This is a genomic window from Hahella sp. CCB-MM4, from assembly GCF_002260525.1.
GTDB lineage: Bacteria > Pseudomonadota > Gammaproteobacteria > Pseudomonadales > Oleiphilaceae > Hahella.
The window spans coordinates 12,231-27,462 of record NZ_MRYI01000009.1 but is presented as its reverse complement, the minus strand read 5'-3'; the positions used below and the strand labels follow the sequence as shown (position 1 = coordinate 27,462).

Genomic DNA, 15,232 nt, shown 5'->3' with positions numbered 1-15,232 from the left:
CTACTTCTACTTCTTACACCTAATTCTTACTTCTACTTTTCAGTACAAAAGACCTAATACCCCCTGAGAAACATTACCGAGGCTGTCAGCTTTTGACGCGGTAACGACAACGAAAGAGGTCTTTCAGAGGCACCCCAAAGGGTGACTATCTATGAATCCATGGACATCAACATTTGTTCAATGACATCGATAAAAGCCTGTCCATAACGGTCCAGCTTTGCCTGCCCCACTCCAGAAATCATCGCCATTTCATCCTTGCTGGTGGGCTTTTGATCCACCATTTGCAGCAACGTCGCGTCATGGAAAATGACGTAAGGTGGCACGCTTTGCTCTGTCGCAAGCCGTTTTCGGCAGTCTCTCAGAGCCTCCCAAAGAGGTTCGTCATTGACAGAAAGCTCAATATTGCGGCGAGGTGAAGCCTTATCCTTGCGGGCAACTTTTTCCACCACATCTTCACGCAGCTCAAGATTCATTTCCCCTCTCAGCAAGGGTCGGCTGGCTTCTGTCAGGCGTATAGCTCCGTAACGCTCCGAATCAGAAAATACATGCCCCTGCACCAACAATTGACGCAATACCGATTGCCACTGCGAAGCAGACCTATCCTGACCAATGCCAAAGGTGCTGAGTGTTTCGTGCCCATATTGGCGGACTTTTTCAGTGTCCTTGCCCAACAACACGTCAATCACATGTCCGGCACCAAATCTCTGTCCGGTGCGATACACAGCAGACAGAAGCTTCCTCGCCGCATCCGTACCATCCCATGTCGGAGGCGGATTCAGGCAGATATCACAATTTCCGCAGTGATCCGGTGCCTCCTGATCAAAGTAAGCCAATAACGCCTGACGGCGACAACGGGTCACTTCACACCACCCCAACAAGCGGTTGAGTTTCTGGCGCTCGAATCGCTTCATCTCATCACTGAGATTAGAGCCGTCGACCATCTGTCCCAGTCGAACAACATCCTGCAGGCCATATACCATCCAGGCTTCTGAGGGCTCACCGTCACGGCCTGCCCTGCCGGTTTCCTGATAGTAGGATTCAATACTTTTGGGAAGATCCAGATGCGCGACAAAGCGAACATCCGGCTTATCGATCCCCATACCAAAAGCGATGGTTGCCACCATGATGACAGCCTCTTCCCGTAGGAACCGCTGCTGATGATGTGCTCGCAGGTCCGCAGGTAAGCCGGCATGGTATGGTAATGCGAGAAATCCCTGTTTGCACAACCATTCAGCCGTACTTTCAGTCTTGTTTCGCGACATGCAGTAAACCACCCCCGCTTCCCCCGGATGCTGTTGCAAGAAACGCAACAACTGTCTTCTGGCATCTTGCTTGAGGGATACGGTGTAACGAATATTGGGCCGGTCAAAACCACCAATAAAAATCTCGGGCTGCTGCAGTTGCAGCCGCTCCACAATTTCCACCCGGGTACGACTATCGGCTGTGGCCGTCAGTGCGATCAGAGGAACATCGGGAAAACGTTGTTTGAGCAGCCCCAACCCCAGGTAATCCTGACGAAAATCGTGTCCCCATTGGGAAACGCAATGGGCTTCATCAACCGCAAACAGGGCGATGTCCAGGGCTTCCAGCAGTTGCAGAGTTGATTCCTGCAGCAAACGTTCAGGGGCCACATACAACAACTTGACGTCCCCCGCCTGCAGGCGGTAGGTAATGTCAGCCTGTTGCCCAGGGGACAGAGTGGAATTTAGAAATTCAGCCTCCACGCCCAACTGCTGTAACGCTGAGACCTGGTCTTCCATCAGAGCTATCAGAGGGGAAACGACAATGCCGATCCCCTCCCGTACCAGAGACGGGATCTGGTAGCACAGGGATTTGCCTCCACCGGTTGGCATGATCACCAGCGCATCCCGGCTATCAAGAACGGCTGAAATAGCGGCGGTCTGTTCACCGCGAAAGTCATTATATCCATATAAATTGCGCAGTACTGCGCGAGCTTCGTCCATCATTGCTCGACTCACGTGTGTTGTTGAATTGGAACTCATATCTGGCTGCGATTTGAACATGGCGGCCATTCTACCTTGTTCAAAACACAATTGCCGAGAATATCCATTGGGTCATACAAGTTGACCTTGCTACTCGTGAACGGGAGCACTATGTCTCTAGTGAATTAGAACCCTAAGCCTCCTGATACGCGGTGGTAATCAAAAGGACGAATGCCTGGAGAAGAGAGACAACCTGCCGCGGCAGACATAAAAAAAGGTGGGACATGCCCACCAGGAGGATGCGAGGAGTAGGTCTCGCAGGTCAAAGCAAACTGGAACAGGTCTCCAGTATCATAAATGTCGGGTAAAAATAGCGATGGAATAAGGCGGCATCACCATCTCACCATTGGAAGCATTAACAGCGTCTACGTTATGGGTAAACGCAGGCGTCCAGATCTTATTATCCAAAGATTGATAACGTGCAGTTGCCTCTTTGCGTCCCAAGTTAACCATTATCAGTGCTTCAGCGTCCTCTGCCTTGCGCAGGAAGGTCAGAAGGCTGGCCGCATCCTGCTTGATGTTCTCAAAATCACCGGTCTGTAGCGCGGGAATATTGTTACGGGCATTGATCAGGCTTCGATAAAAGCTCAGCAGGCTTTCCGGATCTTTGAGTTCATCCTCTACGTTGTACGTCGCCCGGTTTTCGGCGGGTAACCGAAACATGCGTTTCGCGGTAGTAAACCCGGCAGTATCAGGATCGCTATTCCAACTCATAGGTGCACGTAGCGCATGATCGCCAAATGCCTTTTCGCCATGCCCCATTCCAATCTCTTCGCCATAATAGACAAAGGGAATACCCGGGAGCGTCAACAACAGCGTGGCAGCCATTTTGTAGCTGGTTTCATCTCCGCCCACCTGCTTGATCACCCGGTTGCCGGCAAAGGAGTCATGATTGGCCAGCATGATCGCCATATCATTATGTGGCGCACGCTTGACGGCCCCAATCAGGTCACGGCTCGGCCAGCCATAGGTCGCACTGGCGATGAGTTCCTTATGCATCCCAAAATAGAACGCGCTTCCACAGGATTCCTTTTTCCCAACCCGCAGAGATCCGGTGGGGTCTTCACACACCATGTACCGATTATCAAACTCGCCCAATGTTTGCTGAAGCTCTTGCAGAATCTGATCGTTCTCGGGCTGGCTGAACATGGCTCCGTTGCCGTTTTCCACGAGTGAACCTACAGCATCAAATCTGAAACCGTCGACTCCGAGATTCATCCAGAAACGCAGATTGTTTTTATGAAACTCCAGTACTTCCGGATTTTTCATATTGAAATCCGGCATCTGGCTCCAGAACACGCCGTAGTAATACCCGTGTTTGCCTTCATGCCAGGTATTTTCATAGTCCCAACGTGGCCAAAACTGTTTATCCTCAGACCAGATATACCAGTCACGCTTATCACTCAGTGGGTGCTGGCTGTCCTTGAACAACGGATTCAAAGCGGCACTGTGGTTAATGACATAATCCACGATGACCCCGATACCCCGTTTATGGGCCTCATCAAGCAGTCGTTTGAAATCTTCCAGCGTACCGTAGTCCTTTTCAGTAGCACGATAGTCCACCACAGCATATCCGTGGTCGTTGTCCTGGCTCTTCATCATCGGCATTAACCAGATTCCGCCAATGCCGAGCTCCTTGAGGTAGTCCAGTTTTTCGATAATGCCGTTAAAGTCACCTACCCCGTTGCCATCACTGTCTTTGAATCCCCGGACATAAATTTCCATAAAAACCGCTTTGCGGTACCAGTCTTCCGGCAACGTAGACTGCCTGTTCTCAGCCATCACAGGAGATAAATCCAATGAATCACTAAAGTGCGTGAGTGGGCCCGGCTCAGCCACCTGCTTTGAGGCACAACCGGCCATCAGACCGATAATCAACAGACAAATCAGTAAAAGACTATTTGGAAACTTCATAACCATGTCCGGTTTCTCATCATCATTCTGATACGATCATCATTACACTGATGGTGTTTTGAAAGAGGCTTGATGGGAAAAGTGTGCAGGGATATGAAGCAAGAAAAATCCTCCCCCGGTAAAAAAAAGAGGAGTAGCTTCAGGGAGGGTGAGCAGAATGAAGAGCTGATACACGTGAGAAAACAGTATTAGAACCACCAGAAACACACCGGCGAGTCGCTAAAGCCAACTACTCACACTGCAAGGCAACCTAGATGTTTTTCAAAGGCTCCTTAACACCAGAGCACTTTGCCGTCACCACTAAGTGGATAAGACTGTGGATAAGACTTTAGCGTGTCCCTTCATCAGGGCTTCTTATCCGGTTCCCGTTATAGAGTCCTGCACAATGGGACGGCAAAGTGCTCTGGTGTCGTATTCCATGAGAAATATGCCTGACTCCATCAGAACCAATCAGGATTCATCGCCAAACAAGTGTCATCAAGGTTCTGCAATAATCGAGCATCCCGTTCCGTGAGAGGAAGTTCCCAACGATAGAAGTACTGGGCCGCTTGCAATTTACCCTGATAGAAATTCACGTCGCTGCCCTGAGCCTGGTCAATTTTCCCAGCCGCTGTATTGGCCATTCGCAACCACATCCAGGCAACCACGGCATGGCCGAACAGGTTCAGAAAACAGCTGGCGTTGGCCAGGGCGACATCGGGTCCTTTCGATTTCATGGCATCCGCCAGAACCATAAAGGTTTTGCTGATGACACCCAGGGTGGCTTCCAGTTGATTCGCCATGGGTCGTGTACGTTCACCGGAGGCCGATATATCTGCCGCTATTTCTTTCTGCAGCAACAGCAGGGCCTGGCTGTTATTCAGCCAGATTTTTCGCCCCAGCAGATCCAGAGCCTGAATTCCATTGGTGCCTTCGTGAATAGGGTTTAAGCGGTTGTCGCGCCAGTATTGCTCTACCGGGTATTCCCGTGTGTAACCCGCACCACCCAACACCTGAATCGCCAGATCATTGGCCTTGGTGCAATATTCAGAGGGCCAGGCTTTGATTACCGGTGTCAGCAGGTCAAGCAACACCGCTGCCTTCTGTCGTCCAGCCTCATCTTCCAGTGTGTGCAGATCATCGATCAGTGAAGCGCCATACATACAAAGGGCATATCCACCTTCCACATAGGCTTTCTGCGCCAGCAGCATCCGTTTTACATCAGAGTGCTGAATGATCGATACCGGAGGTTTGGACGGATCGGCATTGGATGGCAGACGTCCCTGAGTACGCTCTTTGGCATACTGTAAAGAGTACTGATAGCCTTGATAGCCGATAACCGTCGCGCCGAACCCCACCCCCAAACGTGCTTCATTCATCATCTGGAACATATATTTGAGTCCCTGGTGAGGTTCCCCCACCAGATAGCCGACACATTCGCTATCCCCTCCAAAGCTCAATGCAGTGGACGTGGTACCACGGTACCCCAGCTTATGAATCAGCCCTGCCAGATTGACGCCGTTGGCCTCTCCAACGCTGCCGTCAGCTCCGACTTTTTTCTTTGGCACAATAAACAGCGAAATGCCTTTCACACCAGCCGGAGCACCTTTAATCCTGGCCAGCATAAGATGGATGATGTTTTCCGTGAGTTCGTGTTCGCCCCCGGAAATAAATAATTTACTGCCTTTGATGCTGTAGGTTCCGTCGTCTTTCGGGATGGCAGTGGAAAGAATATCTGCCAGCGAGGAACCTGCATGGGGTTCGGTCAATGCCATGGTGCCGGAGAAACGCCCCGTCAGCATGGGTTCCAAAAAGCGGGCTTTAAGTTCGTCGTTGGCAAAGGTCCGAATGAGGTTGGCTGCTGCCATGGTTAGAAATGGGTATCCGGCTGTCGAGGGATTAGCTGCGGTAAAATATCCCATTGCGGCAGTCATAACGGTTTCCGGGAGCTGCATTCCGCCTTCTTCAAACGGTAACCGTCCCCTGATGAAGCCGGCTTCGGCAAATGCCTCAAACGCCAGTTTCACCTCAGGCATCATACTGACTTTGACACCATCAAATACCGGCTCGTTTTTGTCCGCCAGAGAGTTATGGGGGGCAAACAGGTTTGTTGAAAGTTTTTCCGCGGTATCCAGAGTCGCCGCAAATGTCTCCTCGGAGTGTTCGCTGTAATGCTCTCTCTTTACCAGCGATTGTGTTTCCAGAACTTCAAATAACTGGAAGTCGACCTCACGTCGGTTTAATACCGGATGAGACATAGGACACCTCTGCGAATCATTTTTCTTCTACGGAAGCCTAGTCTGACATGGAGAGGCTAGAGGTGATATTGGCGACTATGACACAAACTAGGCGAATCCCGTCGATCGATGGCTATGACATATGGAGACTGACAAGTTGAGCCAAACCTCGACAAAACGAGCTCAATGGGAGAGAGGTTCGACTGTAAAGTTTTACAACAGTTAAATAGACTTTTCATTCGGGAAGTTCAGAGTATCAGCAGAGTAAATGAGCCAAGGAGGTAACAGAGTCGCCTCTCAAAAGGTACAGAGCATCATCTTTACTTCATCAATTTATCTGAGTATTTGCGCCTCATAATAAGTGTAAAAAATTTCTACAGTTCACCATTCAACAGGAAACCTGTAACCCACTGTTTTTAAATGATTTTCAATAATCACCAGTGAATATAGCCATAACACCCGAGACCGCACCATAACAAACGACCAACATAACCAGCTGATATATATAGCTTTTAAATTTAATTAACAAAACTTAATAAGCAAGGAATAATAATTGCAGGACTCCATTCGCTTAGTTGTCTGGGACTGAGGAAAAAATATGTCTGTAATCAAGCAAATAAAAACCAGACTTTTTCCTGTGTAAGTTGTATTCGGTAGGTACCCAAGAAGCAAACTCAATCATTTTGCGTAAAATTTTGGGAGTCAAACAATGACAACGACACAACAGCGAGGATGCTGTGGCATGCGCCCATGGAATATCTTCGACCTGAGGGGAGTAAAAGGTGCTGGCACCGCATTAGCCTCAAAAATCACGGCTATTATATTTCTATTCTTTATCAGCCTTTCAGGCATTGCCAATGCCGTACAGCCCGATAGCAAGGGTACAGACTTCTGGTTGATGTTTAACGGTAACCTTCCTGGCAGCGGCGAAGTCGTCAACCTTTACATCACAGGTGATATTGCCACTAACGGAACGGTCTCTATTCCCGGTCTGGCATTTTCCTCTCCTTTTGCTGTCGTACCCGGCACAGTCACCACCGTCAATCTTCCACTCAGTGTCAGAATGGACACCAGCGACTTTATTGAGTCCAAAGGGGTTCATGTGGTCGCTAATGATGAGGTCACTGTTTACGGCCTTAACCGCCGGACTGCCACCACAGACGCGTTCCTGGGGCTTCCTACTGATATTCTGGGAACGGAATACATCAACCAGGGCTATGCCAACGTCAATATTGTTAACGCCACCCAATTCGGTATCGTTGCCAGTCAAGACACAACCACTGTGACGATTACGCCAACCGCAACGACCGGACCCAGAACTGCCGGAGTTCCATACAATATCGTTCTCAATCAGGGGCAAACCTATCAGCTCCGTAATGGTAATGCTGCACCTGCGGACCTGTCAGGCACGATCATCACCTCAGACAAGCCAATTGCCGTTTTCGGTAGTCACCAGTGTGCCAACATTCCGCAAGGATTCATTGCCTGCGACCATATTGTTGAACAGCTTCCACCGACCAGCACCTGGGGTCAGGCATTCGTTACTTATCCTTTGGCCACTCGCACTAACGGCGACACCATCAGGGTATTGGCATCTAACGATGTGACCTCCGTCAGCATCAATGGCGCGCCTGTTGCCGTGCTCAACAGAGGCGACATTTACGAAACAGTTCTGGCGATTCCTGCCAGAATTACAGCCGACAAAGCTGTCCTGGTAACTCAATACTCAAACAGCTCTTCCTACGACAACGTCACTTCAGATCCTTTTGAAGTGGTGGTTCCACCGTTTGAGCAGTTCCTGTCCGGGTATACCATCACAACGCCGGCTTCAGGATTCTCCCTGAACTTTGTTAACGTCGTTGTTCCAAATGCAGCGGTAGGTGCAGTCACACTTGATGGCGTCCCTATTCCTGCAGGCAGCTACACCGCCATTGGGGCCAGCGGTTTCTCTGGTGCGTCGGTAGCAGTAGCACTGGGTAGCCACAACCTGACCGGTCCACTGCCGTTCGGTTTGACCAGCTATGGTTTCGACAGCTTCGATTCCTATGGTTATCCAGGAGGTCTGGCTCTGGCAGCAGTCGCTGAACTGACCAACCTGACGCTAACCCCTCCAACCGCCACCAACCCAGTGAATACCGAACATTGCGTCGTTGCCACAACAACCGACCAAAATGATGACCCTCTGGTCGGTATCCGGGTAGATTTCAACGTTTCCGGTGCCAATACCGCTAGCGGATTCATATTCACCGATACAAATGGTGAAGCTGAATTCTGCTATACCGGAACCAATGTCGGTTTTGACAGCATCGTAGCCACTGTAGGTAACCTGTCTGCGACAGCACGCAAGGAATGGGTTGACGCACAGAATGAACCCTGCGATGTAGATGGAGATGGAGATATCGACCGCATGGATCTCAGAGAAATTTCTCTGGCTCGCGGACAAATAGCTGAGCCGGGCGATCCTCGTGATGCCAACGGCGATGGTGTTATTACTCCTTCTGATGTCAAAGTATGCATACCGCTGTGTACTCGGCCAAGCTGCGCCGTTCAATAATGATAAAAACAGCCATGAGACAAATTATCTCAACAATAGGGAGTGAATAATGAAGAAAGTACTAATCGCCTTGAGCCTGGCAGCAGCAACCAGCTCTGCCCAGGCAGTGCTTCTCACCGACCTTTTGGGAGGTGAAAGCATAACGGCAGGAGACAAGCTCTTTGATCAGTGGGAGATTATCTTCAGCGATTCGTCAGACGGCCGTGTCTACGATACCGACAATATCGATGTTACGGCACTGAATGACGGAGGTCTCGATCCCGGCCCCGGGCTTCGCTATGACATTAGCAATGGCGAACTGGGCATTGAAGGTGATGGCTTTTACAGCTATCTGGACTTCCAGATCGGGTTTCGCGTGACGGTGTTGGATCCGGAGCTGCGGATTAAGGACAATTCACTGGAATTGACCAGCTTTGAGCTCGCCAATCCTTCGTTCCTGACCAGCGTCTTTATCGAGGAAAAGGTGTTTCAGGACGATTCACTGGGGGATATTTTCGGAACCAAAAATGTGTTTGCCGATAATCTGCAGAACGAACAGCTCTATGATTCGGTGGATTTCAGCCCGGTAAATTCAATTTACGTGACCACCAACATCCTGATCGAAGCGGGAGATTTAGGCGAATCTGCCAGCTTGCTTGGATTTGATCAGCGTTTCTCGCAGGTGAAAGTTCCGGAGCCCGGTGTTCTGGCATTGTTCGGAACCGGCCTTGCTGCCTTCGGCTTCTTCCGTCGCCGCAAGTCCTCCTGATCAAAAATCCTTTCCCAACGTCGGTGTTCCTCCCGGAGCACCGACGCTTTTCTCTGTGTAGCCCAGGATGTTCCCGGCTAAGCACTGTCAATCCATGACGACCATTTGATGCTGATTATGACCAGAAAGCTCCAGGGGTTTTCATTACTTTTGGCGGGAAATTGGTCCCTTCCCTTATGATCTCGATCGTGGCGATGTGGGTCTTTCCTTTGTACAAATCCTCTATACCCAATCCGGAATTCAGCTTAACCAGTTTATCCAACAGATCAGGCTTGTACATCGCCTGTCCGGTACTAACGCAATAACCGTCCCCAATGCTTAAAACCACGTGGTTCATCGGGCTCAATTCACCCCCACCAAAGAAAATTGCACTGCCGGGAGGAGCAACATTACCGGTTCCCACAGGCACCGCTTTCTCATACCCCATAAACTTGGGTGTGACTTTTTGTCGGTAGTCCTTGGTGACGCCGTATGATTCGATAGCCGTTTTGTATTTGAGCAACCAGCTGTGGTTGATGGCTCCGCCCTGAAATGCCCAGAACAGACAAGCGGTCCAACAGTTTATTCCGCCTGTCGTGGATTTCACATCAGCAGAACGTTGTTTCCAGTTGTGGAATTCCGGGATATCCGTCTTGGTCCACTGCAACATTCCCACTGTAGCCAGAGCAGCATTACATACGGCCTTAACCGTACTGTCTGCACCTGATGAGTTGATACGTTGCATGTGTTCCGATGCTTTGGACGATGGCATAGAGACTCCTTAAATTACATCTATGTTGTTCGGTTTTTGCACACTTCTAAACGTAAGCGGCAACAGCAACCAACACCCGTCATAGAAATAAAATGGAACCTGAAAACGATTAGGCCACCTCCCCCCTCCTCTCATTTGTCGGGCTGAGTCCAAAATAACGTTTATAGTCCCGGCTGAACTGGTTAACACTGCGATACCCGACAGCTGTGGCCGTTTGTGTAACATTCAGCTCGTCCTGATTGAGAAGAAGCTGCGCCTTGAGCAAGCGAAGCCGCTTAAGATACTGCAGCGGCGATGAACGGGTTACCTGCTTGAAATGCTGATGAAAGGTGGACACACTCATGTTGGCCTTACGCGCCAGTTGATCCACACTGATCTCATCAGTCAGCTCAGAATGCATCTGGTTCAGTACCTGGACAATTCTTGAGTAATTTCCCTGGTTAAAGACCAGTGCCCGCATGGCCTTCCCCTGCTCACCCAGTAAAGCCTCGTAGATGACTTCCCTTACCCGTCCGCTCCCCATCAGTTTGGCGGTCTGGGGATCGTGCAGTGCTCTTAGCAGTCGAATCACGGCTTCACTCATGCTTTTCGTCATTGCAACAGAGTCCATCGGCTTAGGGCAGCTTTTTTCATCCTCTGTGTAAGACAGCCCGTCCGTCTCCATCACCAACTCTGCCAGCACCGGTGCTTCAAGCTTAACGGCGATGCCAAAAAGTGGATTTTCTTCGGAGGCATAGGTTTCACATTCGAATGGAAGAGGTAAGGTTTGTACCAGATAGTGGCCGGAGTTGTAGGGGATAACCCGATCTCCCAGAAACCCTACTTTGCGCCCCTGAGCAATAATACAGATACTCGGCTCATACATGATTGGTGTTCTGGGGCGGGGCTGCCGGGAGGAAAAGAGGCAAACCGACGGCACCAGGGTTTCGTAGAATCCGTCAACTTTCGCCAAGGGCTCCAGTAATTCCAGCATTTCCGGACAATTCATAATCAGGCTCCGTATCCTTTATTATTAGGGGTATTGCAGCACAACTACATTATGCCCGCCTGCGCTCCGTTTCCCTAGTCACTCTCTCTGATCTCGTAGGATTTGGCAAAAATGCCGGAGTTTTGTGAATGGCATAAACGACAGAATAAATCACAATGAATCTGTCCCAGGGGCCGACATCCAGAAGTCACTTCCTCCCCGCCCATTCAAAAAAGGATCACAGTAATCATGACCAAAGCAAAAGCGTATGCGGCCCAGTCCGCCACTTCCGGTATGGCACCTTTCAGCCTTGAGCGCCGCCAGCTCAGGGCAGATGATGTAGCAATCGAAATTGACTATTGCGGTGTCTGTCATACAGACATTCATTTTGCCGAGAATGATTGGGGATTCACCATCTATCCGGTTGTTCCCGGTCACGAAATTATCGGACACGTTACCCACGTCGGAGACAACGTAACGAAATTCAAGGAAGGGGATATTGTCGGGGTAGGCTGTATGGTGGACTCATGTCGCACCTGTCCTGCTTGTGAGTCCGGTCTGGAGCAGTATTGCCTGGAAGGTATGGTTGCCACCTATAACGGTCAGGACCGTGTGGACCAGAGCGTTACCTACGGCGGCTATTCGGACAGCATTGTGGTAAAAGAAGAGTTTGTGCTTTCCATTCCGGAAAAACTCGATGCGGCGAAAGCAGCCCCCATCCTTTGCGCCGGAATCACGACCTATTCGCCTTTAATACATTATGGCGTCAAACCCGGCGATAAGGTCGGTATCCTCGGCATGGGAGGCCTCGGCCATATGGGCGTTAAGTTTGCCAAGGCCTTGGGTGCTGAAGTCACCATTTTCACCCGTTCAGAAAGCAAAGTGGAGGAGGCCAAGAAGCAAGGGGCGGATCACGTCATTATTTCCACCGATCCAGAACAGATGGCAGCAGCTGCGGATTCCTTTGACCTATTGCTCGACACCATCCCGGTACAACATGATCTCAACCCCTACCTGAGCTGCCTGAAATACGACGGCAAACATATCCTGGTTGGATTACTGCTTCCTGTTGAACCGGCATTGCAGGCAGGTGAACTGGTCATGAAGCGCCGAGTGTTAGCTGGTTCATTGATTGGCGGTATTCCAGAGACCCAGGAAGTTTTGAATTTCTGCGCAGAACATGACATTCAATGTGATGTGGAAATGCTGGATATCCGCAATATCAATGAAGCTTACGAACGTATGAAAAGAGGCGATGTGAAATACCGCTTTGTCATCGATATGGCGACCCTTAAAAACAGCTGATATTTACGGACTCTGCTTTATTCGACAAAAGGGGGCCTGATGGCCCCCGAAAAGATTAGCAATATTGCGCCCTAGAAAAAGCCCAGAGGATTGGTATCGTAGCTCACCAGCAGGTTCTTGGTTTGCTGGTAGTGTTCCAGCGCCACTTTATGAGTCTCCCGGCCAACACCTGATTTCTTATAGCCGCCAAATGCCGCATGGGCGGGATAGTGGTGATAACAGTTTGTCCACACCCGACCAGCCTTAATTCCCCGTCCCATGCGATACGCCAGATTCATATCACGGGTCCAGACACCGGCACCGAGACCATATTCCGTCGCATTAGCAATTTCCAAAGCCTCTTCGGGAGTTTTAAAGGTGGTCACACCGACCACCGGGCCGAATATTTCTTCCTGGAACACGCGCATGCTGTTGTTTCCTTTAAGCAGGGTCGGCTGGATATAAAAGCCGTTTTCAAACCCGCTCAGACTCTCAATGCCGCCCCCGGTCAGCACTTCAACGCCTTCCTGTTTGCCGATCTCGATATAGCTCAGAATCTTATCGAACTGTTCCTGGGAAGCCTGCGCTCCCACCTGGGTATCCGTGTCCAGCGGGTTTCCTCGCTTGATGGCACGAGTACGATCAATGACCTTCTGCATGAAATCGTCGTAGATCGATTCCTGAATGAGCGCCCGGGAAGGACAGGTACATACTTCACCCTGGTTAAAGAAAGCCAACACCAGACCTTCCACACACTTGCTGACGAACTCGTCCTCCTGATTCATCACATCCGCAAAATAGATGTTGGGTGACTTACCACCCAGCTCGACTGTCGAAGGAATAATATTTTCAGCAGCGCATTTGAGGATATGGGAACCGATGGGCGTCGATCCGGTAAAAGCTATTTTGGCAATACGCTTACTGCTCGCCAGAGCCTGACCTGCCTCTTCTCCGAATCCGTTCACAATGTTAACGACTCCAGCAGGCAGCAGATCTTTGATCAGATCAATCAGAACCAGAATGGAAGTTGGGGTCTGTTCTGCCGGTTTCAGCACGACACAGTTACCGGCGGCCAGCGCCGGAGCCAGCTTCCAGGCCGCCATCAGAATGGGAAAATTCCAGGGAATGATCTGGCCCACCACACCCAGGGGTTCGTGTATATGGTAGGACACGGTATTCGCATCGATTTCAGCGACACTGCCTTCCTGTGCACGGAGGCAGCCGGCAAAATAGCGGAAATGATCCGCAGACAATGGAATATCAGCGGCCAGTGTCTCGCGCACAGCCTTTCCATTATCCCAGGTTTCGGCAACCGCCAGCATTTCCAGATTCTGTTCGATACGGTCGGCTATTTTCAACAAAGTGTTGGAACGTTCCGTCACGGAGATTTTGCCCCAGGCATCCGCGGCCCGGTGAGCTGCATCCAGCGCCAGATCAATATCGTCTGCACTTGAGCGGGGAACTTCGCAGAATGAAAGACCATTAACCGGCGAGGCATTTTCAAAGTAGCGTCCGAGAACCGGCGCTACCCACTCGCCACCAATGAAGTTTTCATATCGGGATTTGAAGGAAACGACGGCACCATCTTGGCCAGGTTGAGCATAGATCATATTCAGAACCTCATTTTGTTGTTATTCAGAGACCAGGGGTCGTGATGCTTCGGGATCATCTGATGGGCCGCTGTCTCCGCCAGGATGCCGGCCCAAAGAACGTTTTCCCCGAATATCTACACTCTAAATGCGCGACTAAAGTATGACTGCTCCACCAGTACAGATCACTTGACTGAGAGTCCAGATCGCCGCACTCTCAACTAGGGACTGTTAACAGGCCCCTATAAAAACAATTAAAAGCAGGTAACGTGGAGGTGGCACAATGATGAACATCTGCCGTGAACCCCGTGAATTAGTAGAAAATCGGGTATCGTTTGCAGGTCCAAACGCAGAACTGAGTATCTATGACACCTACCTTCCGGCACAGGATGTCAATCTTGCAGCAGGTGAATTGCTGTATTGCGGAATGATCTCAGGAAAAAAAATCCTGCATGCGGCAGGTAACTACACTACTGAATTTCTCCCCCAGGAATCGTTTGTCATGGCCCCTGGTGAGAAAATCCAGATTGATTTCCCAGAGGCCGCCCTGGACAGTCCGACGTCCTGCCTCACCATCGAAATTTCCAGAACAAGAATGGACCAGGTTTGTTCTCACATGAACAAGGTTTCCTCATTGCACAGGGATTTTGAAGAATGGCGGTACCGCCCGGAAACCAAACTACATACCGCCCACACCCCGGCCACCCAGGCGCTCCTCGAACGGTTGGTTCACACTTTCACTGAAGATCTGCTGGATCGAGATCTATTGATCGATTTTGGCATCAGTGAATTGATTGTGCGTATGCTACGCCACCAGACCCGGGATTTTTTGCTCAGTGCCTGTTCCGCCGCTCCAGATGCCAACGGCCTGAGTGCAGCGATCCAGCATATACGCAATGAGCTGTCCGAACCTCTGGATATTGATCAGTTATGCAAAATTGCCTGCATGAGTCGTAGCCGGTTCTTCAACGAATTTAAAAAACACCTGGGCTGTACTCCTATGGAATTCCAGCACCAACTGCGGATGCAGGAAGCCAGAGAAAGACTGGCCCGCGGAGAGCCCGTTACTCGGGTATGTTTCGATACCGGCTATTGTAATCTCAGTCATTTCAGCCGTCGTTTCCAACGACAATACGGAGAGAGTCCGAGGCAACTACAGTCACGATTACTGTCGAAAACCGCCTGAACTCCCTCGTCTTTTACGCC

At 50.4% G+C, this 15,232-nt stretch carries 10 protein-coding genes; 4 read left to right on the top strand and 6 right to left on the bottom strand.

Annotated elements, in window-relative coordinates; all coding sequences use genetic code 11:
- Positions 1-149: 149 nt before the first annotated feature.
- The 3 genes from recQ to BTA51_RS15960 form a co-directional block, all read right to left on the bottom strand.
- Positions 150-1,967 (bottom strand): DNA helicase RecQ, encoded by a 1,818-nt coding sequence (gene recQ / locus BTA51_RS15970; protein WP_246841063.1) that lies wholly within the window; start codon positions 1,965-1,967, stop codon positions 150-152.
- Positions 1,968-2,294: 327 nt separating this feature from the next.
- Entirely contained in the window at positions 2,295-3,917 is a 1,623-nt protein-coding gene (locus BTA51_RS15965; protein ID WP_246841062.1) for an alpha-amylase family glycosyl hydrolase, read from the bottom strand.
- 440 nt (positions 3,918-4,357) lie between these two features.
- Positions 4,358-6,154 carry an acyl-CoA dehydrogenase gene (locus tag BTA51_RS15960; protein ID WP_094708978.1) on the bottom strand — a complete coding sequence of 599 codons (1,797 nt, stop codon included), beginning with the start codon at positions 6,152-6,154 and terminating at the stop codon, positions 4,358-4,360.
- 688 nt (positions 6,155-6,842) lie between these two features.
- Here BTA51_RS15960 and BTA51_RS15955 point away from each other — a divergent pair.
- Entirely contained in the window at positions 6,843-8,687 is a 1,845-nt protein-coding gene (locus BTA51_RS15955) for an Ig-like domain-containing protein (RefSeq protein ID WP_141215614.1), read from the top strand.
- A 49-nt stretch (positions 8,688-8,736) separates the two neighbouring features.
- The gene (locus tag BTA51_RS15950; RefSeq protein WP_094708976.1) at positions 8,737-9,435 is read left to right on the top strand and encodes a PEP-CTERM sorting domain-containing protein; all 699 of its coding nucleotides are present in this window, start codon (positions 8,737-8,739) and stop codon (positions 9,433-9,435) included.
- A 115-nt stretch (positions 9,436-9,550) separates the two neighbouring features.
- On the opposite strand, the gene BTA51_RS15945 is transcribed toward BTA51_RS15950, so the two are convergent.
- Positions 9,551-10,186, bottom strand: coding sequence for a hypothetical protein (locus tag BTA51_RS15945; protein WP_094708974.1), 636 nt, complete (start codon positions 10,184-10,186; stop codon positions 9,551-9,553).
- Between the two features lie 109 nt (positions 10,187-10,295).
- Positions 10,296-11,174, bottom strand: coding sequence for an AraC family transcriptional regulator (locus tag BTA51_RS15940; protein WP_094708972.1), 879 nt, complete (start codon positions 11,172-11,174; stop codon positions 10,296-10,298).
- Between the two features lie 228 nt (positions 11,175-11,402).
- Between BTA51_RS15940 and BTA51_RS15935 the strand changes: the two genes are divergently transcribed.
- Positions 11,403-12,458, top strand: coding sequence for an NAD(P)-dependent alcohol dehydrogenase (locus BTA51_RS15935; protein ID WP_094708970.1), 1,056 nt, complete (start codon positions 11,403-11,405; stop codon positions 12,456-12,458).
- A gap of 71 nt (positions 12,459-12,529) precedes the next feature.
- Here the strand turns inward: BTA51_RS15935 and BTA51_RS15930 are convergent, their stop codons facing one another.
- Positions 12,530-14,047, bottom strand: coding sequence for an aldehyde dehydrogenase family protein (locus BTA51_RS15930; protein WP_094708968.1), 1,518 nt, complete (start codon positions 14,045-14,047; stop codon positions 12,530-12,532).
- Between the two features lie 262 nt (positions 14,048-14,309).
- Here BTA51_RS15930 and BTA51_RS15925 point away from each other — a divergent pair, with 262 nt between their 5' ends.
- A complete protein-coding gene (locus BTA51_RS15925; protein WP_094708966.1) occupies positions 14,310-15,212 on the top strand; it encodes a helix-turn-helix domain-containing protein in 903 nt (300 codons plus the stop codon).
- Positions 15,213-15,232: the final 20 nt, after the last annotated feature.

What these genes read in the sequence shown, in the direction of transcription:
- recQ (WP_246841063.1), bottom strand. Translation starts at nt 1,967, where the DNA reads ATGATGGACGAAGCTCGCGCAGTACTGCGCAATTTATATGGATATAAT.
- BTA51_RS15965 (WP_246841062.1), bottom strand. Translation starts at nt 3,917, where the DNA reads ATGAAGTTTCCAAATAGTCTTTTACTGATTTGTCTGTTGATTATCGGT.
- BTA51_RS15960 (WP_094708978.1), bottom strand. Translation starts at nt 6,154, where the DNA reads ATGTCTCATCCGGTATTAAACCGACGTGAGGTCGACTTCCAGTTATTT.
- BTA51_RS15955 (WP_141215614.1), top strand. Translation starts at nt 6,843, where the DNA reads ATGACAACGACACAACAGCGAGGATGCTGTGGCATGCGCCCATGGAAT.
- BTA51_RS15950 (WP_094708976.1), top strand. Translation starts at nt 8,737, where the DNA reads ATGAAGAAAGTACTAATCGCCTTGAGCCTGGCAGCAGCAACCAGCTCT.
- BTA51_RS15945 (WP_094708974.1), bottom strand. Translation starts at nt 10,186, where the DNA reads ATGCCATCGTCCAAAGCATCGGAACACATGCAACGTATCAACTCATCA.
- BTA51_RS15940 (WP_094708972.1), bottom strand. Translation starts at nt 11,174, where the DNA reads ATGAATTGTCCGGAAATGCTGGAATTACTGGAGCCCTTGGCGAAAGTT.
- BTA51_RS15935 (WP_094708970.1), top strand. Translation starts at nt 11,403, where the DNA reads ATGACCAAAGCAAAAGCGTATGCGGCCCAGTCCGCCACTTCCGGTATG.
- BTA51_RS15930 (WP_094708968.1), bottom strand. Translation starts at nt 14,047, where the DNA reads ATGATCTATGCTCAACCTGGCCAAGATGGTGCCGTCGTTTCCTTCAAA.
- BTA51_RS15925 (WP_094708966.1), top strand. Translation starts at nt 14,310, where the DNA reads ATGATGAACATCTGCCGTGAACCCCGTGAATTAGTAGAAAATCGGGTA.